Here is a 22,979-nt window from a genome sequence, read left to right on the forward strand (position 1 = left end):
CAAAACATCACTGTTGACACCCCCCGGGATATAGACCCAAAAATTGGGCCACTGGCAGCGCCCCCCGCCGGGGGGCGGCCCCCGGGGGGGGGGCCCCCCGCCGCCGTGTCGACGGACCGTCAGGCCCAGAGCTGGCCGTGCAGGGCCTCGACCGCCGCCTCGGTGGACTCGGCGGTGTAGATGCCGGTGGACAGGTACTTCCAGCCGCCGTCGGCGACCACGAAGACCACGTCCGCCCGCTCGCCGGCCTGGGCGGCCTTGCGGCCCACCCCGATCGCGGCGTGCAGGATCGCCCCGGTGGAGACGCCCGCGAAGATGCCCTCCTGCTGGAGCAGGTCCCGGGTACGGGTCACCGCGTCGGCCGAGCCGACCGAGAACCGGGTGGTCAGCACCTCGGCGTCGTACAGCTCCGGTACGAAGCCCTCGTCGAGGTTGCGCAGGCCGTACACCAGGTCGTCGTAGCGCGGCTCGGCGGCGACCACCTGCACGCCGGGGACCTTCTCGCGCAGGTAGCGGCCGACGCCCATCAGGGTGCCGGTGGTGCCCAGGCCCGCCACGAAGTGGGTGACGGTGGGCAGGTCGGCGAGGATCTCCGGGCCGGTGGTCGCGTAGTGCGCGCCCGCGTTGTCCGGGTTGCCGTACTGGTAGAGCATCACCCAGTCCGGGTGCTCGGCGGCGATCTCCTTGGCGATCCGCACCGCGGTGTTGGAGCCGCCCGCGGCCGGCGAGGAGATGATCTCCGCGCCCCACATCCGCAGCAGTTCGCGGCGCTCCTCGCTGGTGTTCTCCGGCATCACGCAGACCATCCGGTAGCCCTTGAGCTTGGCCGCCATCGCCAGCGAGATCCCGGTGTTCCCGCTGGTGGGCTCCAGGATGGTGCAACCGGGGGTGAGCCGGCCGGCCGCCTCCGCCCGCTCGATCATGTGCAGCGCCGGCCGGTCCTTGATCGACCCGGTCGGGTTGCGGTCCTCCAGCTTCGCCCAGAGCGAGACCAGGCCGTCCGCGTTGCCGGGGATCGCCGCGGACAGCCGCGGCAGCCGCACCAGCGGGGTGTTGCCGACGGCTTCGAGCGGGCTGTCGTAGCGCATTACTTCATACCGCCGGCCACGGCGGGGAGGATCGTGATGCTGTCGCCGTCGGCCACGGAGGTGGACACGCCGTCCAGGAACCGGACGTCCTCGTCGTTCAGGTAGACGTTGACGAAGCGGCGCAGCTCGCCGCCCTCGAGCAGGCGGGCGGCCAGGCCGGGGTGGCGGGCGTCGAGGTCGGTGAAGAGCTCCCCGAGGTTGGCGCCGGTGCCGTCGACGGCCTTGGCGCCGTCGGTGTAGCTGCGGAGGATGGTCGGGATGCGGACCTCGATGGCCATGACTGCGCTCCTGTGGGAGTGAATTCGGGGGCCGGGCCGGCGTGGGCGCGGCAGGAGGGAACGGCCCCGGGACGCGGGGCCGGAGTTCGGGCGGGTCGTTGCCGCGTCAGCGCGCGGCGGTGCCGGGACAGATCGCGCTGGCGAGCCGGCACAGGTCGACGTGCAGGCGCGCCACGAGGCGGATGCCTGGGGCCTGGTTGCTCACATCGACGGAACGCATGGACGCATCGTATCGATTCCCGCCCCCGCAGTGACAGCTCCGTCTCGCCATCCGGTCGTCTGCGTTCCAGGGAATGAGAAGACGGGCCCGGCCGCCGCGCGGGGCGCGGTGCGGACGGGCCCGTCCCCGGGCGGCTCCGGCTCAGGCCTGGTAGGCCTCGACCACCTCGACGTCTTCCTCCGTGATCACGCCGTCCACGATGCGGAACGAGCGGAACTGGTAGGGGTCGTCCGCGCCGGTGCCCTCGGCGGTGGAGACCAGCACGTAGTGGGCGAACGGCTCGGAGGCGTAGCTCACGTCGGTGCGGGACGGGTACGCCTCGGTGGCGGTGTGCGAGTGGTAGATCACCACCGGCTCCTCGTCCCGGTCGTCCATCTCGCGGTAGAGCTTCAGCAGGTCACCGGAGTCGAACTCGTAGAAGGTGGGCGAGCGGGCCGCGTTGAGCATCGGAACGAACCGCTCGGGCCGGCCGCTGCCGGCCGGTCCGGCGACCACGCCGCACGCCTCGTCGGGGTGGTCCTCGCGGGCGTGGGCGACGATCCGGTCGCGCAGTTCTCGGGTGATGGTCAGCATGCGGGCCAGGATAGCGAGCGGCTATCCGCGGCTTCCGGCGTGGCGGTGCGGGTCCGGGGCGCCGTCCAGGGCGGACGGGGCGCGGCGCTTGAGCACCGCGTAGCCGATCACCAGGCACAGCGCCCAGCCGGGGAAGACGTACAGCGAGATGCGGGCGTTCTCGTCGAAGGCGATCAGGACCGCGACCAGGACCAGGAAGGCCAGCGCCAGCCGGCTGCGCAGCGGGCCGCCGGGGGCGCGGAAGCTCGGGGCCGGCAGGCGTCCGCTGGTCCAGGCGGCGCGGTAGCGCAGCTGGCTGGCCAGGATGACGCCCCAGGTCCACAGGCCGCAAACGGTGGCGATCGAGGTGATGTACTGGAACGCCCGCTCGGGGACGAGGTAGTTGAGCACCACCCCGGCGCCCATCAGCAGGCAGGACAGGGTGATCGCGGCGGCTGGCGTGCGCCGCCCGTTGAGGCGGGTGAGCCGGCCGGGGGCCTGGCCGCGCAGGGCCAGGTCGCGCAGCATCCGGCCGGTGGAGTACATCCCGGAGTTGCAGGAGGAGAGCGCCGCGGTGAGCACCACGAAGTTGATGATCCCGGCCGCGGCGGGGATGCCGATCTTGCCGAATGCGGCGACGAACGGGCTGACCCCGGGCTGGAACTCGGTCCACGGCACCAGCGACAGGATGATCACCAGCGCGCCGACGTAGAACAGCGCGATCCGCAGCGGCAGGGTGTTGATCGCCCGCGGCAGGGTCTTCTCCGGGTTCTCGCTCTCGCCGGCGGTGACGCCCACCAACTCCACGCCCAGGTAGGCGAACATGACGATCTGAAGGGTCATCACGGTGGCGCCGACGCCCTGCGGGAAGAAGCCGCCCCGGTCCCACAGGTGGCTGACCGAGGCGGTGTCCCCGGCGTCCGAGAAGCCCAGGGTGAGCACGCCGACGCCGATCAGGATCATCCCGATGATCGCGGTGACCTTGACCATGGAGAACCAGAACTCGATCTCGCCGAACAGCTTCACCGAGATCAGGTTGGCCGCGTACAGCAGCACCAGGAACACCAGCGCGGTCAGCCACTGCGGGATGTCCGGCGCCCAGAACCGCACGTAGACCGCGGCGGCGGTGGTCTCGGCCATGCCGGTGACCACCCAGAAGAGCCAGTACGTCCAGCCGGTGACGAACCCGGCGAACGGGCCGAGGAACTCCCGGGCGTACTCGGCGAAGCTGCCGGAGACCGGCCGGTAGGTGAGCAGTTCGCCGAGCGCCCGCATGATCACGAAGATCACCACGCCGGCCACCGCGTAACTGAGGATCAGGCTCGGCCCGGCCTTGGAGATCGCGGTCCCCGCGCCCAGGAACAGGCCGGTGCCGATCGCGCCGCCGATCGCGATCATCTGGATCTGACGGCTGCCCAGACCGCGCTGGTAGCCCTCCTCCTGCGCGTTCCCGACCGCGGTGGTCGCCTCGTCGTACGCCCGCTCTGTCTGTTCTGCCATCGCCCTCGCCTCACTGTCCGGCCAAGGGCAGCAGTGAACCACGCACACCGGAGATAACGGGGCGAATCTGAGCGTTCTCTGAGGAAACGGACAATATGAACGCGGGCGGCGGAGGGCCGGGCCGGCGTCAGTCCGTCATCGACTCCAGCAGGCTCTCCTGCATCGCGCCGAGCCACAGGTAGGCGATCACCAGCGGCTTGCGCGGGTCCTCCTCGGGCAGCTGGTACAGGCCCTCCTCGTCGTCCTCGGCGACCTCCAGCCGGGAGCCGAGGGTGAGCCGCAGGTCGTTGAGCGCGCCCAGCCAGCGCGGGCACTGCGCCGGCTCCAGCTTGACCACGCCGCCCTCGCCGGCCAGCCCGTCCAGCGACCGGACCACGGCCAGCGCGTCCTCGCGCTTGCGGGCCCGCAGGTCGAGCTCGGTGTAGCGGCGGAACTCTGCGGACATCTCGGCGGTCTGCGCGTCCTCGGCGGCGCCGGGGCCGCCGTACGCGTCCGGGAACAGCCGGAGCAGGGCGGGGTCGGCGGGCGCCTCGCTGGGGCCCTCGGCGAACAGCGCGGCCAGCGGGTCGGTGCTCTCCCCGCCCGGCGGCGGGCCGATCAGCTCCAGCATCTGCACCTCGAGCGAGCGCAGGATGGAGCACTCCACCTCGTCCAGCGCGATCGCCGCGCCGCCGCTTCCGGTGCTTTCGAACAAACCGGCCATGGGTTTCGGATCAGTCCCTCGTGGATCGGTGGATGACGGGCCGTCAGTCGTGCTGGAGGGTGGCCCACAGGCCGTAGCCGTGCATCGCCTGCACGTCCCGCTCCATCTCCTCGCGGGTGCCGCTGGAGACCACCGCCCGCCCCTTGGTGTGCACGTCCATCATGAGCTTGCGGGCCTTGTCCTTCGGGTACCCGAAGTACGCCTGGAAGACGTGCTGCACGTAACTCATCAGGTTGACCGGGTCGTTGTGGACGATGGTCACCCACGGAGTGTCCGGCTCGGTGACCGGGACCCCCTCCGTCTCCGGGCGCTCGATCTCCACCGGCGCGACACTCACAGGCTGCCTCTCCTCGTCGACTCGGTTTCCCTCCCCATGCTTCCATCCGAGGGACGGCGGAGCGAATCAGGGTCGACCCGGCGCGAGAAATCGTCAAACTGACGCTAAGTGGTAGTAGCATCATCCCCATGGACGCCATCACCGCGCACCGCAGCTCCGCGCTGCTCACCGACCGCTACGAGCTCACCATGCTGCAGGCCGCGCTGCGCAGCGGCGCCGCCCATCGCCGATCGGTCTTCGAGGTCTTCACCCGCCGCCTGCCCGACGGGCGCCGCTACGGCGTGGTCGCGGGCACCGGCCGGGTGCTGGACGCCATCGAGGACTTCCGCTTCACCACCCCGCAACTCGACTGGCTGGCCGACCAGAAGGTGGTGGAGGACGACACCCTGCGCTTCCTCGCCGACTACCGGTTCACCGGCGACGTCCACGGCTACCCCGAGGGCGAGGTGTACTTCCCCGGCTCGCCGCTGCTCACCGTGGAGGGCAGCTTCGCCGAGGCGGTGATCCTGGAGACGGTGATCCTGTCGATCCTCAACTTCGACTCGGCGATCGCCGCCGCGGCCTCCCGGATGACCGCCGCCGCCGGGGACCGGCCGGTGATCGAGATGGGCGCCCGGCGCGCCCACGAGCAGGCCGCGGTCGCCGCCGCCCGGGCCGCCTACCTGGCGGGCTTCGCCGCCACCTCGGACCTTCAGGCCGGCTTCACCTACGGCATCCCCACCACCGGCACCGCCGCGCACGCCTTCACCCTGCTGCACGACACCGAGAAGGACGCCTTCACCGCCCAGATCGAGTCGATGGGCCGCTCCACCACCCTGCTGGTGGACACCTACGACCTGGCCGAGGCGGTCCGCACCGCGGTCGAGGTGGCCGGCCCCGACCTCGGCGCGGTCCGGATCGACTCCGGCGACCTGACCCTGCTCGCCCACCGGGTGCGCCGCCAGCTCGACGAGCTCGGCGCCACCGGGACGAAGATCATCGTCACCTCGGACCTGGACGAGTACGCCATCGCCGCGCTCGCCGCCGCCCCCGTCGACGGCTACGGGGTGGGCACCAGCCTGGTCACCGGCAGCGGCCACCCGACCTGCGCGATGGTCTACAAGCTGGTCGCCCGCGAGTCGGTGCCCGGCGGCGAGCTGGTGCCGGTCGCCAAGCGCTCGGCCGGCGGCAAGACCAGCGTCGGCGGACGCAAGTGGGCGGCCCGTCGGCCCGACGCGGACGGCGTCGCGGACACCGAGATCGTCGGCACCGGCCCGGTGCCCGCCGAACTGGAGCCGCACCTGGTGCACGTGCCGCTGATCCAGGGCGGCGAGGTGGTCGGCCGCGAACCGCTGGACGCCGCCCGCGAGCGCCACCGCCGGGCCCGCGCCGCGCTCCCGCTGTCGGCCACCCAGCTCTCCCGCGGCGAGCCGGTCCTGACCACCGAGCGTCACACCGGCTGAGCCGCGGCGCGGACCCTTCCGCCGTCGCACGCCACTGCCTAGAGTGCCAAGCGCCACCGCTTCCGGGGCCGGTCCCGGAGCACCACCCGCCGACGCGGCCGCCTCGGGCCGCACCCCATCCCAACGAGAGAAGCCAGCCATGCACCGGGCCCTGATCGTCGTCGACGTGCAGAACGACTTCTGCGAGGGCGGCAGCCTTCCCGTCGCCGGCGGCGCCGAGGTCGCGGCCGCGATCACCGACCTGATCGCCGACTCCGCTCCCGGCTACGCCCACATCGTCGCCACCCGCGACCACCACATCGACCCCGGCCCGCACTTCGCCGCCGAGCCCGACTACGTCTCCAGCTGGCCCGTGCACTGCGTGGCGGGCACCGAGGGCGTGGGCTTCCACCCCAACTTCGCCCCCTCGGTCACCTCCGGCGCCGTCGAGGCGGTCTTCTCCAAGGGCGCGCACGCCGCCGCCTACAGCGGCTTCGAGGGCCTCGACGAGCACGGCGGCACCCTCGCCGCCTGGCTGCGCGAACGCGGCGTCACCGACGTCGACGTGGTGGGCATCGCCACCGACCACTGCGTCCGGGCCACCGCCCTGGACGCCGCCCGCGAGGGCTTCGGCACCCGCGTCCTGCTCGACCTGACCGCCGGCGTCGCGCCCGCCACCACCGCCACCGCCCTGGACGACCTGCGCGCCGCGGGCGTGGAGCTGACCGGCGCCCCGGTGGTCCGCACCACCGGCTGACCCTCCGCCAGGTCCACCTGACCGACCGTCACTCTGTCGGCGGTCAGCGCTCGGTGACCACCAGCTCCACCACGTCCTCGCCGCCGCGCTCGTACGCCTCGGCCAACTCGCCACCGACCACGTCTCGTTCGGCGGCGAGCCGGGCCGAGGAGACGTACACCACGCGCACCCCCAGGTACTCCATCCGGTGCTGGCCGCCGCGCACCCAGGCCGCCTCGCCCTCGCTGACGCAGCGCAGCTCGGAGTCCACCTCGACCGCCACCGCGGCCTCCGGCCAGTACAGGTCGGGCACCGCGATGTACGTGCCGCCGCGCATCCGCAGCTCGGGGCCGGCCAGCGGGGCGGGCAGGCCCTGCTCGGCGGCCAGCCCGGCCAGCTTCGCGAACGCCGACTCCCGCCGCGCGGCGAGGAGTTCGTCCACCGCGGCGCGCACCCGGGGCTCCTCCAGCAGGCCGGCGTCGGCGAGTTCGCCAATCAGCTCGGCGGCCGCGCAGCCGCCCTCCCGCTCCACCGCCTCGCGCAGCACCGCGCGCAGCAGGCCGGGGCCGACCAGTCCGGTCTCGAAGGCACCCTGCTCGGTCCACTCGCGGATCGCGTCGGCCACCGCGCGGGCGACCGGCGCGCAGGCCAGGCCGTGCACCGACCGGGCCACCAACTCCCGTTCGGTGCGCCGGATCCGCACCGGCCCGGAGTCCCGCAGCCGGCGCTGCCGGGGCACCAGCACCTCGACCCCGAGCACCGCGGGCAGCCGCGGCATCGACACGAAGCCGTACAGCGCCAGGGCCGCCGCGCCGGTGATCACCGCGCCCTCCCGGCCGCCCTCCTCCCGGCCGTTCTGCGCCGCGTACAGCAGCGCCGCCCACATCCGCTGCTCCGGGGTGGGTGAGCCGTCCTGCAGCAGGTAGACCCGTGGCAGCAGCCGCTGCCACGGACCGCCGCTCCGGCAGTGTTCGCTCACCATGCGGGCCGGCACGCCCCGGGCGCGCAACTGACTGGCCGTCACCACGTTCTGCTGGCGGCGGGCGAGTTCCTCGAGCGAGGCGGGTTGCGGGGGAATCTGGTAGTTCATGCCGTCAACACTCCCCCGCACCACCGACAGTCGACTCCTGACCTGACGAGCTGTTACCCAACCGTCGTCAAACCGGGACTGCTCCGCACTAAAGTCCCCATATCCTCACCCATTCGGCGGATAGGACGTTCACTCCGTTGCCGGATTAGATCGGACTTGTTTTCTACTATCCGATTTTCATTGGATCGCCACAGCATCACGACTCTTCCCACACCAGGACGCTGACCTGCGCGTCCTGACCGACCGTGATCGAGCCCACACGGTTGGATACCGCCCCGGCTACACCGGGGCACCCCCGAATTGCCTAACATCGGCTCATGCCCCGCGACGAGTCATCCGCCCAGCGCGCCGCCCGACTGCGCCTCGGCCGCCTGCCCGGCTACGTCCGCCAACCCGATCCCGCCCGGCGCGGCGGCGACGAGGGCCGCGCGTACAAGAAGGGCTGGGAGGTGCGTTTCACGGCGCGCAGCGAGGAAGAGATAGCCGAGATCCGCGACCTGGTGACCGCCGCCGGGTTCGCCCCGGCCCGGCCGTTCTTCAAGGGCCACCAACTGATCCAGCCCGTGTACGGGATCGCCGCCGTGCAGGCCTACCTGGCCGCGCGCGAGGCGGTCGACGAACTCCCACTGCGCCCCGGACCGGACTCGGGCATCCCCCGCCAGGAACGCCGCTCCCCCGAGACGGTGGCCTCGGCCGCCCTCGCGGCGGAGGCCGCGGCGGCGAGCGCGGCGGCGCACGCGGCTGCGGGTGGGGCGGCCGGTGCGAGTGCTGGTGCTGGTGCCGCGCAGGGCGGAGTCGGGTCGGCCGGGCGGGCCTTCGGGGCCTGAAGGACCGCCCGGGCGACCACATATGACGCCTGGTCAGTCAGCTGATGGCGCGTCAGGCGCCGAGGTGCGCGGGTCGGCCCTCGGCCGGGACGTGGTCGATGTGCACGGTGGCGGCGAGCAGGCGGGGGACGGCGCGGATCAGCGCCCGTTCCGCGGCCACCGCCACCTGGTGGCCGGCCACCACCGTCAGCGTGTGGTCGACCACGACCTCCGCCTCGGCGCGCAGCGCATGGCCGATCCAGCGCATCCGCACCGCGCCGACCCCGCGCACCCCGTCCACCGCGGCGAGTTCGCGCTCCGCGGCGTCCACCAGGGCCGGGTCGACGGCGTCCATCAGCCGTCGGCCCACCTCGCGCACCGAGGTCCGCAGCACCGCCAGGATCGCCACCGTGATCAGCAGCCCCACGACCGGGTCGGCGAGCCGCCAGCCCAGGGCGCTGCCGCCCGCGCCGAACAGCACCGCCAGCGAGGTCAGCCCGTCGGTGCGGGCGTGCAGACCGTCCGCGACCAGTGCCGCCGAGCCGATCCGCCGCCCGGTGGTGATCCGGTACCGGGCCACCCACTCGTTGCCGACGCAGCCGATCAGCGCCCCGCCGGCCACCGCCCACAGGTGCTCCACCGGTCGCGGATGCAGCAGCCGGTCCACCGCCGTCCAGCCGGCCAGCAGCGAGGAGGCGGCCACCGCCACCACCACCGCGACGCCCGCCAGGTCCTCCGCCCGGCCGTAGCCGTAGGTGTAGCTCCGGTTGGCGGCGCGCCGGCCGAGCAGGAACGCCACGCCCAGCGGCACCGCGGTCAGCGCGTCGGCCACGTTGTGCACGGTGTCGCCGAGCAGCGCCACCGAGCCGGACAGTGCGGTGATCACCGCCTGCACGGCGGCGGTGGCGCCCAGCACCAGCAGCGAGACCCACAGCGTGCGCAGCCCGGCGGCGGAGGACTCCATCGCCGGGTCCACCCGGTCCGCGGCGTCGTGGGAGTGCGGGCGCAACAGGTGCGCGAGCCGGTGGGCCAGCCTGCGGGCGCGGGTCCGGCCGTGCGGGTGGTCGGTGTGATGGTGCTCGGTGTGATGGTGCTCGGTGCGATGGTGCTCGGCGTGGTGGTGATCGCCGTGCCGGGAGTCGGTATGGTCGCCGTGGTGATGGTCGGGGCCGTCTTGACGGTGGCCGTGGCTGTTCTCGTGGGGGTCCTGGCCGGTGCCGCCGTGCGGGTGGTGGTGGCCGTGGTGCTCGTGGCCGTGCCGGTGCTGCCGGTCGGATGTGTGATGGTGGTCATGCCCGTGGCCCGGGATTCGCTCTGGAAGGTGAGTCCCGTCGCCGTGTCCGCGTTCACCCATGGGGCTCACAGTGGCACACCAACTGCCCTGCAGCCACTGCCGATCTACCATGTCTGACCAGGTGCGACGTGCTCGCAGCTGCGCCCCGGGAGCGATGACTGCTGACGGGGCGTCACACAACGGCCGGAATACGGTCCGGTGCCGGGCATCTCAGCAGACTTGTCACCCACAGCACCTGCCCGAGGGCCTAGAGTGAGCGCTGACGCTCCCCGTCCGGACCCAGATCGAGAGGCAGCTGATGTGACTGACCGTCATATCCCGGCCGCAGACTCGGCATCCGTCGATTGGTCCACCGAACTTCCGCACGTCTCCGTCGAGTTCGCCGCCTTCTGCGAACTGCACGAGCCCCGGTACCTGAGCTACGCCCGAGTCTGGTTCCGCGAGCCCGGTGCCGCCCACCGGGTGGTCCGGCTCGCCCTGCACGCGTTGGCCGCCGTCTGGCCGACCGTCCTGGAGAGCCCCAACCCCGCTGCCGCGGCCTGGCAGATCCTCCGCGACACCGTCACCGAGCAGCACGCCCTGGTCGGCGGCGAGGACCTGCGTCCCGGCGGCGACGACGAGGACCTGGCGATCCTGCACTACGTGGTCGGCCTGGCCACGCCCGAGATCGCCGACGTGGTGGGCGGCGACACCGCCAACATCACCAGCCAGCTCCGCCACACCCACCGCCGCCGCACCGCCGACTGGTGAGCACGGGCCTCCGACGCCGCCGTGGCGGCCGCGTGGCGGACGGTGCGGGTGTGGCCGCGCCACCCCGCGTGCGGGGCCGCCACACGCGCCCCTGAGCCCGTTCCCCGCCCCTCGCGTGCCTCCGCGCGCAGCGTCCGGGCGAACGACGTCGCGGGCGGGGCCGATGGGGGTGGAGAGGGGTGGGTGGCGGGGCAGCCGGAGCAGGCGGGCGGGGCGCCCGTGAGGGGAATCACCCCGTGGGGCGCTACCGCGGCATGGCGCTCCGGCGAAAGATGATCTCCAGTCGATTGAGGACGGAGACCCCGTATGCCGCTCGACCACGCCGTCGCCATGTTTCGGCACCAGGCCGAAGCCTGCGCCGAACTGGGCTCGCCGCTGTCCGCCGCCCTGCTGCGCCGCGCCGCCGAGGACCTGGCCGAGGCCGGCCCCTGCGCCGAGGCGATCGCCGGACACGAGGACGCCCCCGGACCGGCCGCCATCGCCCTGCGCCTGCTCGGCGCCGTCCACGCCCTGGTGCTCTCCGGCCGGGCGCCCGCCCTCGCCGTCCACTACCCGAGCGCCGGCGGCCGGTTCGACCCCGCCGACCCGGACGCGCCCTGGCCCGCGTTCCGCGCCACCGTGGCCGCCGAACTGCCCTGGATCCGCGACTGGTTGACCCGGCCCCCGCAGACCAACGAGGTCGGCCGGGCCAATCTGCTGCTGGCCGGCCTGACCTGGGCCCAGCGCGAACTGTCCACCGGCCCGCTGCCGGTCCGGCTGTTCGAGCTCGGCTCCAGCGCCGGGCTCAACCTCCTGGCCGAGCAGTTCCGTTGCGCCTCCCCCGGGTTCTCCTACGGCCCCGCGGACTCCCCCGTCCTGCTCGCCGACGCCTGGCGCGGCGACCCGCCGCCGTGGCTGCCGGACGCCCCGCTCCAGCAGGTGGTCGAACGCCGCGGCTGCGACCCGACCCCGATCGACCCCCGCTCCGCGGCCGGCTCCCTCGCCCTGCGCGCCTACGTCTGGGCCGACCAACTCCCGCGCCTGTCACGGCTGGACGGTGCCCTGCAGCTGGCCGCCGGCACCCCCGCCCCCGTCGCACCGCTCGGCGCCGCCGCGTTCCTGCGCGAGGTCGAGGTCGCCGAGGGGACGCTGACCGTGGTCTGGCACTCGGTCATGCGGCAGTACGTCCCGGCGGACGAATGGCAGTCCGTGGAGGGCGAGTTGGCGCGCCTGGCCACCGCGGCCGGGCCGTCCGCTCCGTTCGTCCACCTCGCCCTGGAGCCCCGCCGGGTCGGCGCCGAGCACCGCTTCCTGCTCACCGCCCGGCTGGGCGCCGGGCGGGAGCGGGTGCTGGCGGAGTCGGTGCCGCACGGGCTGCCGGCCTGGACGCTCGCCGCGTCCGACCCCGCTTTCGAACTCTGAGGAGTCGTCAGTTCGCCTTGGCGGCCTGGTGCTTGATGCCGGTGACGTCGTGCAGGTGGTGCACCGGGTCGTGGATCAGGTAGCGCGAGAAGGACTCCACGGTGAACCGGGCGCCGTCGCTGCGGGTGCCGGTGCGCTGCCACTGCGGACCCTCGACCGCCTCGAAGGACCTCGCCAACTGCTCCGCGGCCTCGGCGAGTTCGACCGCGACCCGGGCCGGGTCCTGCTCGCCGTAGCGCTCCGCCACGGCCGTCTCGTCCTGGTCCCAGTTGGCAAAGGTCGGGTCGTCCTCACCGAGTACCAGCGCCAGCCGCTGGTCGAACAGCCGGAACACGTCGCGGACGTGGCACGCGTACTCGAGGTCCGACCAGGTATCCGGGCCGGGCCGCTCGCGCAGCTGCGCGGGATCGGCGGCGAGGATCTCCGTCCAGGACGCCGCGTTGGCGCGGATCATGCCCGCGACCTCGAGGTACGGCACCGCCTGGGCATCCAGGCCGCAGTCGGCGCAGGAGCGTTCGAGGACCCAGGTCCAGTCCTTGGTGTCAGGAGTGATCATGCGTCCAGGATGGCGCGGCGGCCACCCCCTCACCAGGGGCGCAACCGCCAGCGGTCATCGAGATCCCGCCAGCGGGCGCCCGCGTGGGCTGCCTGCCCGTGGGCATCCGCGCGGGCCATTCGCCCGTGGGCGTCCGCGTGGGCCGGGCGGCACTGGACGTCCGAGGCGAACCGCTCCTGCTGCGGCAACCCGTCGAACGCGGCCTCCCGGTCGCAGGTGTGGCAGTCGCCCACCGCGACCAGGGGGCCGGAGGCGGTGTCGTGCCGGTCGGCCTCGATCGTGGGCAGCGCTCCGACATCCGCGAGGCGGCTCAGTCGAGCTACCCCGCCGAGTTGATCTTGCACACCATCGAGGTCGGCACGAGCCCCGGCAGCAGCGACCCCAACATCTTCGAACACACCGCCGCCTGCTCGGCGTTCTGCGGCCCGTCCGCAGCCGCCGACGGCCCCGCCCCCGCAACCCCCGCCACCGCGACCAGTACTCCCACCACGGCAATCTTCCAACGCATCATGACGAACGACCCTCCAGGTATCCGACGACTCCTCAGCCATCTCCTACCTGACCGGCCGCCCCCACACGAGCAACCGCCCCCATCCGTGAGCGTGTCGCCACCGCGCCACCTCACCGCTGGTACGGATTCCCCCCGCCCGGCGGGTACGCCTGCGGCTGACCGTAGGGCTGTTGCTGCTGGAACTGACCGTAGGGCTGTTGCTGCTGGGGCTGACCGTAGGGCTGCGGGGGCTGGGGCTGACCGGGTGGCTGAGGCCGGCCGTACGGCTGTGGGTGCGGGCCGTGGTGCGGCGGGTATCCGTACGTGGGCCCGTCCGGTCGGCGGGCGCCGCCGGGTGCGGTGGACCGGCGCCGGCGTCCGGACCGCACCGCCAACACCACCACGACGACCACGACGACCAGGCCCAGACCTGCGCCGGCCACCACGAGCAGCTTGTTGCCGACGTTGCCGGAGCCGTCCTGACTCGACGCGGCCGCCTGACCCCCGCCCGGGGTCGGTGCCGCCGGGTCGACCGAAGCGGTCGCGTGGCCCGCCGCCTTCGGGTTCGGCTCCGGACGGCCGAGCAGCGGGTTCTCCTTCGGCCCGTTGTCCACCACCGGGTTCGCCGCGAGGGCGGCGGCCGGCGAGACGATCCCGTAGCCGAACCTGTCATTGGGGAACGGCCCCTTGCCGTCCGGCTGCACCGCGCTCTTGATCATGCGGTTGACGACCTGACCCGCCGACAGGTTCGGGTACTTCGACCGCACCAACGCCGCGACCGCGGACACGTAGGCCGCCGAGTCGGAGGTCCCGGTAGCCGTCGCGTAGCTGGAGTTCGAGGTCGTGGACGCGGTGTAGATGTCCACCCCGGGTGCGACGACCGTCAGCTGCTTCCCGCCGACCGACTTCTGCCAGACCTCGCCGTTCCGGTCCACCGCCCCCACCACGAGCACGCCGGGGAATCCCGCCGGATAGTCGATCCCCGACCCCGGCCGGTCGCCGTCGTTCCCCGACGCGGCCACCAGGACGACCTCCTTCTCGACCGCGTACGCCACTGCCCCGCGAAGCTTCTCGTTCGTCCCGTCGACCCCGCCGAAGGACATGTTGACCACCTTCGCCCCGTGGTCGACCGCGTAGCGGATCGCGTCGGCGATCTGGTTGGAGTCGAAGCTGCCGTCCCGGTCCCCGGACTGCGTCATCACCTTGACCGGCATGATCTTGGCCTTGGGCGCCAACCCCATCACCCCCGCCCGGTCGCCGTGCCCCCGGCCCGCGATGTCAGCGGCGATCCCCGTGCCATGACCGATGCTGTCGACCCGCGGGTCCCCGCCGCCCGAGACGTCCGTCCCCTGCACGACCTGACCCGCCAGATCCTGGTGCTCGGCCACGCCCGAGTCGATCACCGCGACCGTCACCCCGGCACCCTGGCTGATCGGCCAGACCCGGTCCTGCACGCCGTAGTTCCGCAACACCCACTGCCCGTCACGGATCTGATCCGCCAAGGCGATTCCCCCACCGCCGCCCGCCCACACCAACGCCCCCGCCACCAACACGGCCGCGCCCCGCACCACTCTCCCGCTCACTCGCGGACCCCCGTCCCCTAGTCATCCGACTGCCCGTGCTGCCGCGGCCCCCCGGGCAACGAACGGTCCCCCGGCCGGGGCCCATGTCGCCCAGTCCGAGGGACCGCTCCAACTCACCGTTCAGTGCTGGTAAGGATTCCCACCCGCGGGCGGCGCCTGCGGCGGGTACTGCTGCTGCGGGTACGGCTGCTGCTGCGGATACCCGCCACCCTGCGGCTGCCCGTACACCTGCTGCGCCTGCTGCGGCGGATACCCACCCCCGTACCCCGGCCCCTGCGCCCCCCCACCAGGCGGGTTGGGCCCACCCCCGTTGCGGTTCCGCGAGCGGCGGATGAGGACGATGATCACGACGACGACCACGAGAGCGAGGACGCCGCCGACCACGGCGATCACCGTGACACTGCTGCTGGAGGAACTGCTGGCTCCGTTGGACGTCCCACTACTCGGGGCAGGGTTGCCGGTGCCGGCCGTGGCGGAGGAGGACGCACCCTGAGTCGCGCCACTCCCTGGCGACTCGGCTCGGGCCAGCAGCGGGTTCTCCTTCGGCCCGTTGTCCACCGCGGGGTTCGCGGCAAGCGAGGACCCGGGCGACGCAATCCCGTAGCCGAACTTGCTGTTCGGGAACGGCCCCTTCCCTTCGGGCTGCGCCGCACTCTTGATCATCCGGTTGATGACCTGACCGGCCGACAGGTTCGGATACTTGGACCGAACGAGGGCGGCGATCGCCGAGACATAGGCCGCCGAATCGGACGTGCCGTTGGCAACTGCGTAGCTGGAGGTCGACTTCGACGACACGGTGTAGATGTCAACGCCCGGAGCGACAAGCGTGACCTGATCGCCGGTCACCGAGCGCGGCCAGAGGTCACCGTTCCTGTCGATCGCTCCGACGACCACGACGCCGGGGAATGCCGCGGGATAGCCGATCTTCACATTGGGCTGGTCGCCGTCGTTCCCGGAGGCCGCGACCAGCACGACGTCCTTCTGGATCGCGTAGTTGACGGTCTCACGAAGGTTCTTGTTCGTCCCGTCCGTTCCGGCGAACGACATGTTGACGACCTTCGCTCCGTGGTCCACCGCGTAACGGATCGCGGCGGCAACGGCGTTGGCGTCGAAGCTGCCTTCCTTCTCGCCCGACTGGGTGTTGACCTTGAGCGGCATGATCTTGGCCTTGGGAGCCAAGCCGATGATTCCGGCGTGATCGCCGTGTCCTCGGCCGGCGATGTCCACCGCAATGCCAGTGCCGTGGTCGATCGTGTCGACTCTGGGGTCTCCCCCGCTCGGGAACTCGGCGCCCTGAACAACCTGTCCGGCAAGGTCCTGATGCTCGGCAACGCCGGAATCGATCACTGCCACGGTGACGTTCTCACCCTGGCTGACGGGCCAGACCCGCGAGTCGACGGCGTAATTCTGCAGAACCCACTGGCCGTCACGGATCTGATCCGCCGAAGCGGGTCCGGCGCTCATGCCCCACACCAGGGCCCCCGCGGCGAGCGCGGCCAGACCGCGCACGGATCGGCTGGTCGTCAAGCCTTGTCACCCCACTCGTTGAAGCGGCCGCCCGCAGACCCTGGGATCTGCGGACGGCCGGGTCATGTTCGACTGTTCTCGTGGCCGAAGGTCATTCCACCACGTTCGGATTGACCTGGTCCCCGGACGCCCACGTTTCCTCATCTTCGACGAGGTAGTCGGGACGGTCCTTGCCCTTCTTCTTGTCCTTCTTGCCGGCCTGGCCGTGCCCTGCGGCACCCTGGCCCTGTCCGGCACCGCCCTGCCCCGGACCGCCGGCCTGGCCGGCCCCGGCGCCCTGGCCCGGACGGCTGCGTCCGATGCCCGAACCGCCCTCGGTGAAGGAACGTCCGCCCGCAGTGCTCCGGGTGGACTCGCCGATGACACCGCCGGCCTTGCTGGTCAGGCTGCCACCGGAGCGACCCCCTGCACCGCTGCCGCCCGCGCCGCCGGCACCGGCACCACCGGCTCCGCCGCCGATTCCGCCCGGACCGTTGGCGCCGCCCATGCCGCCGGCGCCGAAGGCGCCGGACTTCGAGGCGTTGCTACCGGTGAAGCCGGCCCGGTTGCTGCCGATGCCGGAGCCGCCGAGCATGCCTTCCTCGCCACGGCCGATCAGACCACCCGGACCGATGTTGGGTGCCGTCCCAAGGCCTCCGCCGCCGTTGATACCGCGGCCGCCGCCGATACCGCTGGTACCACCGATGGTCGAGGTGGTACCTGGGCCGCCCGTACCGCCATGAATCCCGTCGATGCCGGTGCTGGGCCCCTTGGGCTGCGGCACGGGGTTGGCCGTGCCGCCCGAGATGCCGGGGTCGGCGGGCCGGATCACCGCAGGCTTGGGAGCCTGCGGGGCACGGTTGCTCGACGACCCGGTGTTCTTGGACGCCCCAGAGGGAGCGATCGACTGACCGGCGTTCACGAGGCCTAGGCCGCCTCCCACGATCAACGCGCTGATCGCGTCGGCACCCGAGTTGTCCGGCGGCGGAAGCTGCTGCTTGTCGTCCAGATATCCCCGCGGCGGCGGGGGCGGCGGGGGCGGCGGCTTCAGATAGGAGGTCGCGCTCCGGTAGCTGGCCGCTAGGGTCTCCATGACGCCCACAGCCTTGGCCTTGCGCGAGTCAGCGACGGAGGTCCGGGTGTCCTCGTTGTCGACACCCACCGCGCTCTGCGCGGTATCGCTGATCGCGTCGCCCGCCTTGTCCCAGAAGCTCGGCTCCTCGGGCATGTTGCGCTTCGCGGTGTCGATCGCTTCCGACATCATCTGCAGCACGTTCGCAGCGTCATTGGCGTACGCCGCTGCGTTGTTGACCGTGTCGGACAGATTGATCATCCGCGCGTGGAACGTGTCGCTGGTACTGCCCTGCCACGACGCGGTGGCGTCCGACGCCGCGGTGTTCAAAGCAGAGTGGATCTGCTTGAGCGTGTCGGTCGCGCGACGCCACGGATCGGCGGCCGACATGACCCCGCCGGAGTCCATGGACTGCACCATGTTGCGCAGGTCGCCGTGACTGTAGGCGTGAAAGTTGGTGAAGTCGTTCACAGATGGCTCCCCTCCAGCCGACCCGTGGGGCGGTCCTCGCCCAGGCTGCTGTTCGTCCGGTTCGTCACCATGTCGGGTGCGGCTCTCCGCTACCGGCCGGCGAGCTGTTCCCGGCAGGCGGCCGCGAGTCCTGCGGCACTCCGGACCGCGAACGTGAACCGGCAGACGAGGTCGTGCGGAGGGTGGGCGCGCCACCGACCGACCAACCGTCACTGTCCAGCTTCATCTGCCGAACAGTTCCGTGCTCCTGCTCCTCGTAGTTCGTCGCGGTCCGCTCAGCCCGCTGCTGGACCTCGTCGATCGCGGCCTGAAGCCCGTCCAGAACCTGCTTCAGTGTGTCCCGCATCTCGCCGTACTTCGCGTGCAGCGCCTCTGCCTCCGCGAAGTTGCCGAACGCCGACGAGCCCACGGATGTCATGCCGTGGACCTTCGAGCCGCCTGCGCCGTCTTCGAACTCCTTGAGCAGGCCGCGGACTTGCGCGGCGAACGCCCGGAGGCTGTCGACCTCGACGCGGTAGCCGTTGCCACCTGTGCTCACGTTCTTGTACCTCCCCCGTACCTGCTGCCCGCTTGACCGCCGGGGCCGGAAGGAAAGTTGGCCCCAATCCATATGTCTAACACATGCCACGGCTCGTCAAAACGCTGCCTGGTGGCGGAAGTCGGTCAGGTGTGGAGTGCGGTGGCGGCGAGGGCCCGGCGGCAGAGGGAGTCGGCGCGGCGGGTGGTTTCGGGGAGGCGGTAGGAAGGGGTGAGCGCGAGGGTGACGGCGGTGGCTTGGGGGAGGCCGATGCGGTGGCCGGTGGAGAGGAAGACGGGCTTGACGCCCTGGCGGGTGCGGAGGGCGCGGCCGACGGTTTCGGGGCCGTCGAGGAGGGGGGTCCAGTCGCCGCGGTTCGGGCCGGGCGGGTCGTGGTGGAAGGTGAAGGGGGTCTTGGCGACGCCGATGGTGGGGAGGCCGGTGTGGACGCCGAGGTGGCTGGCGAGGCCGAAGCGGCGGGGGTGGGCGAGGCCGTAACCGTCGCAGACGATGAGGTCGGGGGTGCGGGTGAGGCGGGAGAGCGCGTCGAGGACGGCGGGGAGTTCGCGGAAGGCCAGCAGGCCGGGGAGGTAGGGGAAGGCGACCCGGCCGACGGCGGTGGCCTGTTCGACGACGTCGAGGGTGGCGTAGTCGAGGAGGACGGCGGCGGCCGCGACGACGTCGCGTTCGTCGTCGTAGGCGACGTCGACGCCGGCGATCAGGGTGCCGGGGCGGCGCGGGGGTTCGGGGCCTTCGGGGTCGACCAGGGGGCGCAGGCGGTGTTGTTCGGCGCGGGCGGCGTCTGCGGTGGTCGGCCAGTCGGGGGGAACGGTCACGGTGGCTCCGGGTCACGTCGGCGGCGGGTCGCGGGTCACGGGTCGCGGGTTACGGGTTACGGGTCGCAGGTCACGGGTCGCAGGTCAAGGCATGCGAGCGGGCGGGCCCGCTCGCGCACCGGTCCACGCTATCGAGTGGCGGCGTTGCGTCCCATAAGCACGTCGGGGGTGACGGTGGCGGGCGCGTGAGCCCGTGCGCCCCCCGTGCCCCCGCATATGCCAACTCCCAACGGTTAGGCTGTACTTACCGGACCGCGACGGGCTGCACCCGCCCAACGGCCCGCCCGACGACCGGGCCCGGATCACTGTCCGGGAGCCCGCGCCGCCGCCGCATCGCCGAACCGTCCGCTCCGCGTGAAGGGTTGACTGCCATGGCCCGCGCTCGCCGGTCCACCGCCCCATCCGCTGCTTCACGATCCGTCAACTTCACGCCGAGCGCCGGACAGCTGGCGCTCGGCACGCTGATCACGGCCGCCGCGGCGGTGGCCCTGCTGGCCGTCTCCGGGGAGACCGGGGTGTGGCAGGTCGCGGTGCTGTGCGGCTTCGCGGTGGCGCTGGGGACGCTGGTCACCGCGCTGGTCTCCTCCTCGCCGCGCCGCGACGAGCCCGCGACCGCGCCGGCACCAGCGGCGGGGCAGGTTCCCCCGTCCGGGCAGGTGCCGACGGCCGCGCCGGAACTCCCGGTCCGCACGGCGTTGCCGCAGCCGGAGTACGCCCGCCAGTCCCGGTAGCGAGCGCGGCGGGCGGCGTCCGACCGGGGACGGAGAACTCCCGGGCGCGCGGCAGGTCGACCGCTGCCGAGTGCCCGGGGCCCAGCGACCAGTGACCGGTGACCGGTGACGCATCAGCGACCGATGACGCGCCGGCCTCCGACGACGGGCCAGGGGCCGGTGACGGGCCAGGGCCCGACGACGTGTCAGGCGGTGGAGACCACCACGGTCTTCGCCGCCTTGTCGTGCACGCACTGGCGGTAGGGCTTGTCGAAGACGCCGAACAGGCCGTCGACCGGCCACCACAGGCCGCCGCAGCAGATCAGCGCGGGGACGACGAAGGTGGCGGCGCGGGTCCAGGCGGCGCCGGGGGTGGGCTCGGAGCCGTCGGCGAGCATCGCGACCCGGACCTTCATCACCTTCTTGCCGAGGGTCTGGCCGTCCCGGCTGAACATCACGCCCTCGTAGACCAGGAAGAGCAGGTAGCCGAGCCAGGCCGAACCGACCCAGCCGTCCTGCTTGCCGAAGTTCGCGAACGGCAGCAGCACCACGATCGCCACCGCCTGCACCATCACCCAGTCCATCACCTTGGCCACGATCCGCGCGCCCCAGCCACCGAGCGCCGGCATCCCGGGCACCGGCCCGGGGCCCGGCGCGCCGTAGGGCGAGCCGGACGGGTCGCCGGGGGGCGGGGTCTGCCCGGGCGGCGGACCGTACCCGGGCGGCGGGTTGTCGTACGGGGAGCCCGAACCGGCCGGGGTACCGTACTGACCGCCGTAGCCGGGCGGCGTCTCGTACGGGCTGCCCGCCGACGGGGGCTGCTTGTCGAACGAGGGCCTGGCGCCCTCCTCCGGCTCGGTGCCGTTGGGTTCCTGGGTGCTCATGCCCCGAGTAGAACACCGTGAATACTACGATGTTGGGACATTTGCGTCGTTTCGGCCCCTTTGGGTTCGTTTCACGACCCGCACCTGCCCTGACGACTCGTCAACCTGCGCTGACGCCAGGTCAGCCGGCCCGGACCACCCGGGTCCGGGCCGCGCGGTCGTGCCAGCCGCGCCGGGCGGAACGGTCCAGCAGCGGGGCGAGCAGACCGATCAGCACGACGGTGCCGAGGCAGCGCACCAGCCAGCGCAGCAGCGAACGGCCGACACCCGGCGGACGCGTACCGCCGGCCGCGACCACCCGGACCCGGGCCAGCCGCTTGCCGAAGGTCTGGCCGGTGCGGGCGGTCGGCAGCACCTGGTAGAGCAGCCCGAACAGCAGCAGCACCCCGAGCAGGGCGCCGAGGCGGCCGAGCACCACCTGGTCCAGCAGCAGGACCTGGGACTGGTGGCCGGTCATCCTGGCGGCCAGTTCGGCCCGTTCGACCTTCCGCTGCAGGTGCTCGATCGCCGGACCGGCCACCGGCACCGCGACGGCCGCCGCAACCACCGTGGTCACCGCCCCGTCCAGCAGCCACGCCAACGCCCGCGCCCCGAGCGCCGCGGGCACCGGGGCGGCACTCCCCCGCCGCGCTCCGGACGTGGAGCCGGGGGTGGGTCGGGTGGCGGAGCCGGTCGAGGGCTTCGACGGCGTACGGCGCGGGCGCTCAGCGGCGGACGAAGCGGCGGACGAAGCAGCGGGCGCGGGAGCGGGGGCGGGGGCGGGAGCAGCGGCAGGGGCGGTTTCGGGCTCGGGGCAGCGCGGCGGACGGACCCGTTCGCTGGTGACGTGCGCCGCGCGGGGTGCCGCGGCGGACGGCTGCTGCGACGGTTCTGCTGACGGTTCGTCAGCGGCGGTCGGCGACTCGACGCCCCACGAGACCCAGCGCGGTGCGTCGCCGGTCTCCATCAGCCCGCGCTGCGCCCGCGGATCGGCCCGCCATCCGGAGTCGGCGGACGGCTGCGGCTCCGGAAGCGACACCGGGAGCCGATCGGGCAGCGGCTCGTGCAGCGGCGCCGGACCGGCGGCCAGGCCGACCGAGTCGGGCCTGGCGGGGTCCGGTCCGGCCGCACCGTGCCAGGGCGTCCCGCCGAGCGGCTGTGCGGGCCGCGGCGCGAGCTCCTCGACGGGCGACTCGGCGCGCGACCCGGAGGGCTTCGCGAATGGCGACTCGAACGGCGACTCGAACGGCGCAAGCTCCTCGCCGAGGGTGAACGCGAACACGGCGGGCGACGCCGGCCCGGTTGCCGGCGCGGCCTCGGCGTGCGGCTGCATGTCCCCGTACGGCCCGGCGTCGGCCGGCGGCATCGCATCGCCGCCGAGCAGTCCGGCGTCGGCGTAGGGCGCCGGACTCCCGAGCAGTCCGCCGCCGGGGTACGGCTGAGCGCCGTCGTGGAGCCCTGAGTCGTGCAACCCCGAGTCGCGCAGCCCTGAGTCGTGCAGCCCGGTGTCGCTGCGGGGTGCGCTCGGCGCGAGTTCCAGCGGGCGGGCGGCGGCCTCGACCTCGCGGGCGGAGCGGAGGGCGGCAGCGGTCGCCCAGGACTCCGGGGTGGTGACCGGTTGGAGTCCGTTGCCGGCCACGGCCCAGGGCGCGGGTTCGACCGGGCGCAGCTGCTCGGATCCGGTGCGCGGGCGGAGCTCCAGGTCGCGGGGCGGCTGTAGCGGGTCCACCGGCGGCGTGCCGGGGGCGGACGCGCTCGCCGCCATGGTGAAGGCCGCGCCGGCGCCGGTCTCGTCGAGGTAGACCGGCCCGGTCTCGGTCAGCGCGGGCGCCGGGGCGGCGACGCCGGGCGGGGTGAGGTACGGCGGGGGGCTGAGGTGGCGGGCGACGAAGCGCGGGGGTTCCAGCAGCTCGCCGGGGGCGGGGGCGGCCCGGCTGGTGCCGGGGACCCAGGCGTGGCCGCCCCAGTAGCGGACGAAGCCGGGGACCGAGGGGTCGGGGTAGTAGCCGGGTCGGCCGGCCTCGCCGGGTGCGGACGCGCCGAGGGTGGTGCCACCTGGGGAGGGCCGGTCCGTCATTGCGTCTTCCTTCGTACCGGCACCGCGGCGAGCAGGCGTGCGGATGTGCGTGGGGGAGCCGCGGGCGGAGAGTCGCCGGGCAGTCACAAAGGGTAGTACCTGGACGGACCTCGTCCCCCGGG

24 protein-coding genes are annotated in these 22,979 nt (G+C 72.9%); 6 read left to right on the forward strand and 18 right to left on the reverse strand.

Features of this window, described 5'->3' with window-relative positions:
* Positions 1-119: 119 nt before the first annotated feature.
* The 7 genes from ACWD4U_RS26395 to clpS form a co-directional block, all read right to left on the reverse strand.
* Positions 120-1,088 carry a PLP-dependent cysteine synthase family protein gene (locus tag ACWD4U_RS26395; protein ID WP_363456159.1) on the reverse strand — a complete coding sequence of 323 codons (969 nt, stop codon included), beginning with the start codon at positions 1,086-1,088 and terminating at the stop codon, positions 120-122.
* The gene (locus ACWD4U_RS26400; RefSeq protein WP_363456162.1) at positions 1,088-1,366 is read right to left on the reverse strand and encodes a MoaD/ThiS family protein; all 279 of its coding nucleotides are present in this window, start codon (positions 1,364-1,366) and stop codon (positions 1,088-1,090) included. Before ACWD4U_RS26400 ends, ACWD4U_RS26395 begins: the two co-directional genes overlap by 1 nt.
* A gap of 106 nt (positions 1,367-1,472) precedes the next feature.
* On the reverse strand, positions 1,473-1,586 hold the full coding sequence (locus ACWD4U_RS26405) for a putative leader peptide (protein WP_324606789.1): 114 nt from the start codon (positions 1,584-1,586) through the stop codon (positions 1,473-1,475).
* A gap of 141 nt (positions 1,587-1,727) precedes the next feature.
* The gene (locus ACWD4U_RS26410) at positions 1,728-2,159 is read right to left on the reverse strand and encodes a M67 family metallopeptidase (RefSeq protein ID WP_363456165.1); all 432 of its coding nucleotides are present in this window, start codon (positions 2,157-2,159) and stop codon (positions 1,728-1,730) included.
* A 21-nt stretch (positions 2,160-2,180) separates the two neighbouring features.
* Positions 2,181-3,638, reverse strand: a complete 1,458-nt coding sequence (locus ACWD4U_RS26415; protein ID WP_363456168.1) for an amino acid permease — start codon at positions 3,636-3,638, stop codon at positions 2,181-2,183.
* 127 nt (positions 3,639-3,765) lie between these two features.
* A complete protein-coding gene (locus tag ACWD4U_RS26420; protein ID WP_363456170.1) occupies positions 3,766-4,341 on the reverse strand; it encodes a DUF2017 domain-containing protein in 576 nt (191 codons plus the stop codon).
* 43 nt (positions 4,342-4,384) lie between these two features.
* Complete coding sequence (gene clpS, locus ACWD4U_RS26425) at positions 4,385-4,678, reverse strand: ATP-dependent Clp protease adapter ClpS (RefSeq protein ID WP_363456173.1); 294 nt, start codon at positions 4,676-4,678, stop codon at positions 4,385-4,387.
* A 128-nt stretch (positions 4,679-4,806) separates the two neighbouring features.
* On the opposite strand from clpS, the gene ACWD4U_RS26430 reads away from it, so the two are divergent.
* Together ACWD4U_RS26430 and ACWD4U_RS26435 are read left to right on the forward strand one after the other, a co-directional pair.
* Positions 4,807-6,120: a nicotinate phosphoribosyltransferase gene (locus ACWD4U_RS26430; RefSeq protein WP_363456176.1), complete on the forward strand. Its 1,314-nt coding sequence runs from the start codon at positions 4,807-4,809 to the stop codon at positions 6,118-6,120.
* Between the two features lie 139 nt (positions 6,121-6,259).
* Positions 6,260-6,856 carry an isochorismatase family protein gene (locus tag ACWD4U_RS26435; RefSeq protein ID WP_363456179.1) on the forward strand — a complete coding sequence of 199 codons (597 nt, stop codon included), beginning with the start codon at positions 6,260-6,262 and terminating at the stop codon, positions 6,854-6,856.
* Between the two features lie 43 nt (positions 6,857-6,899).
* Here ACWD4U_RS26435 and ACWD4U_RS26440 read toward each other — a convergent pair whose 3' ends face one another.
* Positions 6,900-7,925, reverse strand: coding sequence for a type IV toxin-antitoxin system AbiEi family antitoxin domain-containing protein (locus ACWD4U_RS26440; protein ID WP_363456181.1), 1,026 nt, complete (start codon positions 7,923-7,925; stop codon positions 6,900-6,902).
* Between the two features lie 317 nt (positions 7,926-8,242).
* Between ACWD4U_RS26440 and ACWD4U_RS26445 the strand changes: the two genes are divergently transcribed.
* Entirely contained in the window at positions 8,243-8,752 is a 510-nt protein-coding gene (locus tag ACWD4U_RS26445; RefSeq protein WP_363456184.1) for a hypothetical protein, read from the forward strand.
* Between the two features lie 52 nt (positions 8,753-8,804).
* On the opposite strand, the gene ACWD4U_RS26450 is transcribed toward ACWD4U_RS26445, so the two are convergent.
* Complete coding sequence (locus ACWD4U_RS26450) at positions 8,805-10,085, reverse strand: cation diffusion facilitator family transporter (RefSeq protein WP_363456187.1); 1,281 nt, start codon at positions 10,083-10,085, stop codon at positions 8,805-8,807.
* A gap of 240 nt (positions 10,086-10,325) precedes the next feature.
* Between ACWD4U_RS26450 and ACWD4U_RS26455 the strand changes: the two genes are divergently transcribed.
* Positions 10,326-10,775 (forward strand): hypothetical protein, encoded by a 450-nt coding sequence (locus tag ACWD4U_RS26455; protein ID WP_363456190.1) that lies wholly within the window; start codon positions 10,326-10,328, stop codon positions 10,773-10,775.
* Between the two features lie 306 nt (positions 10,776-11,081).
* Positions 11,082-12,176 carry a DUF2332 domain-containing protein gene (locus ACWD4U_RS26460; RefSeq protein ID WP_363456193.1) on the forward strand — a complete coding sequence of 365 codons (1,095 nt, stop codon included), beginning with the start codon at positions 11,082-11,084 and terminating at the stop codon, positions 12,174-12,176.
* Between the two features lie 7 nt (positions 12,177-12,183).
* On the opposite strand, the gene ACWD4U_RS26465 is transcribed toward ACWD4U_RS26460, so the two are convergent.
* From ACWD4U_RS26465 to ACWD4U_RS26495, 7 genes are all read right to left on the reverse strand, one after another.
* Positions 12,184-12,732 (reverse strand): DinB family protein, encoded by a 549-nt coding sequence (locus tag ACWD4U_RS26465; protein WP_363456196.1) that lies wholly within the window; start codon positions 12,730-12,732, stop codon positions 12,184-12,186.
* A 29-nt stretch (positions 12,733-12,761) separates the two neighbouring features.
* Positions 12,762-13,076, reverse strand: a complete 315-nt coding sequence (locus ACWD4U_RS26470) for a hypothetical protein (RefSeq protein WP_363456199.1) — start codon at positions 13,074-13,076, stop codon at positions 12,762-12,764.
* A 277-nt stretch (positions 13,077-13,353) separates the two neighbouring features.
* Positions 13,354-14,724, reverse strand: a complete 1,371-nt coding sequence (gene mycP, locus ACWD4U_RS26475) for a type VII secretion-associated serine protease mycosin (protein WP_363456202.1) — start codon at positions 14,722-14,724, stop codon at positions 13,354-13,356.
* Between the two features lie 201 nt (positions 14,725-14,925).
* Positions 14,926-16,332, reverse strand: coding sequence for a S8 family serine peptidase (locus ACWD4U_RS26480; RefSeq protein WP_363456205.1), 1,407 nt, complete (start codon positions 16,330-16,332; stop codon positions 14,926-14,928).
* A 91-nt stretch (positions 16,333-16,423) separates the two neighbouring features.
* Entirely contained in the window at positions 16,424-17,854 is a 1,431-nt protein-coding gene (locus ACWD4U_RS26485; protein ID WP_363456208.1) for a WXG100 family type VII secretion target, read from the reverse strand.
* A gap of 64 nt (positions 17,855-17,918) precedes the next feature.
* Positions 17,919-18,392 (reverse strand): hypothetical protein, encoded by a 474-nt coding sequence (locus ACWD4U_RS26490; protein ID WP_363456211.1) that lies wholly within the window; start codon positions 18,390-18,392, stop codon positions 17,919-17,921.
* A gap of 125 nt (positions 18,393-18,517) precedes the next feature.
* Entirely contained in the window at positions 18,518-19,207 is a 690-nt protein-coding gene (locus tag ACWD4U_RS26495; RefSeq protein ID WP_363456214.1) for an endonuclease V, read from the reverse strand.
* A gap of 371 nt (positions 19,208-19,578) precedes the next feature.
* Between ACWD4U_RS26495 and ACWD4U_RS26500 the strand changes: the two genes are divergently transcribed.
* Positions 19,579-19,938: a hypothetical protein gene (locus tag ACWD4U_RS26500; RefSeq protein ID WP_363456217.1), complete on the forward strand. Its 360-nt coding sequence runs from the start codon at positions 19,579-19,581 to the stop codon at positions 19,936-19,938.
* Positions 19,939-20,123: 185 nt separating this feature from the next.
* On the opposite strand, the gene ACWD4U_RS26505 is transcribed toward ACWD4U_RS26500, so the two are convergent.
* A complete protein-coding gene (locus ACWD4U_RS26505; protein WP_363456220.1) occupies positions 20,124-20,801 on the reverse strand; it encodes an RDD family protein in 678 nt (225 codons plus the stop codon).
* Positions 20,802-20,922: 121 nt separating this feature from the next.
* Positions 20,923-22,857, reverse strand: a complete 1,935-nt coding sequence (locus tag ACWD4U_RS26510) for an RDD family protein (RefSeq protein ID WP_363456223.1) — start codon at positions 22,855-22,857, stop codon at positions 20,923-20,925.
* Positions 22,858-22,979 lie beyond the last annotated feature (122 nt).

It is taken from the genome of Kitasatospora sp. NPDC002522 (genome assembly GCF_053595195.1).

Excerpts from the sequence above, each read along its gene's own strand:
- ACWD4U_RS26465 (WP_363456196.1), bottom strand. The coding sequence starts at position 12,732 with ATGATCACTCCTGACACCAAGGACTGGACCTGGGTCCTCGAACGCTCC.
- ACWD4U_RS26405 (WP_324606789.1), bottom strand. The coding sequence starts at position 1,586 with ATGCGTTCCGTCGATGTGAGCAACCAGGCCCCAGGCATCCGCCTCGTG.
- ACWD4U_RS26410 (WP_363456165.1), bottom strand. The coding sequence starts at position 2,159 with ATGCTGACCATCACCCGAGAACTGCGCGACCGGATCGTCGCCCACGCC.
- ACWD4U_RS26445 (WP_363456184.1), top strand. The coding sequence starts at position 8,243 with ATGCCCCGCGACGAGTCATCCGCCCAGCGCGCCGCCCGACTGCGCCTC.
- ACWD4U_RS26460 (WP_363456193.1), top strand. The coding sequence starts at position 11,082 with ATGCCGCTCGACCACGCCGTCGCCATGTTTCGGCACCAGGCCGAAGCC.
- ACWD4U_RS26510 (WP_363456223.1), bottom strand. The coding sequence starts at position 22,857 with ATGACGGACCGGCCCTCCCCAGGTGGCACCACCCTCGGCGCGTCCGCA.
- ACWD4U_RS26500 (WP_363456217.1), top strand. The coding sequence starts at position 19,579 with ATGGCCCGCGCTCGCCGGTCCACCGCCCCATCCGCTGCTTCACGATCC.
- ACWD4U_RS26415 (WP_363456168.1), bottom strand. The coding sequence starts at position 3,638 with ATGGCAGAACAGACAGAGCGGGCGTACGACGAGGCGACCACCGCGGTC.
- ACWD4U_RS26440 (WP_363456181.1), bottom strand. The coding sequence starts at position 7,925 with ATGAACTACCAGATTCCCCCGCAACCCGCCTCGCTCGAGGAACTCGCC.
- ACWD4U_RS26420 (WP_363456170.1), bottom strand. The coding sequence starts at position 4,341 with ATGGCCGGTTTGTTCGAAAGCACCGGAAGCGGCGGCGCGGCGATCGCG.
- ACWD4U_RS26505 (WP_363456220.1), bottom strand. The coding sequence starts at position 20,801 with ATGAGCACCCAGGAACCCAACGGCACCGAGCCGGAGGAGGGCGCCAGG.
- ACWD4U_RS26435 (WP_363456179.1), top strand. The coding sequence starts at position 6,260 with ATGCACCGGGCCCTGATCGTCGTCGACGTGCAGAACGACTTCTGCGAG.
- ACWD4U_RS26400 (WP_363456162.1), bottom strand. The coding sequence starts at position 1,366 with ATGGCCATCGAGGTCCGCATCCCGACCATCCTCCGCAGCTACACCGAC.
- ACWD4U_RS26450 (WP_363456187.1), bottom strand. The coding sequence starts at position 10,085 with ATGGGTGAACGCGGACACGGCGACGGGACTCACCTTCCAGAGCGAATC.
- ACWD4U_RS26395 (WP_363456159.1), bottom strand. The coding sequence starts at position 1,088 with ATGCGCTACGACAGCCCGCTCGAAGCCGTCGGCAACACCCCGCTGGTG.
- ACWD4U_RS26430 (WP_363456176.1), top strand. The coding sequence starts at position 4,807 with ATGGACGCCATCACCGCGCACCGCAGCTCCGCGCTGCTCACCGACCGC.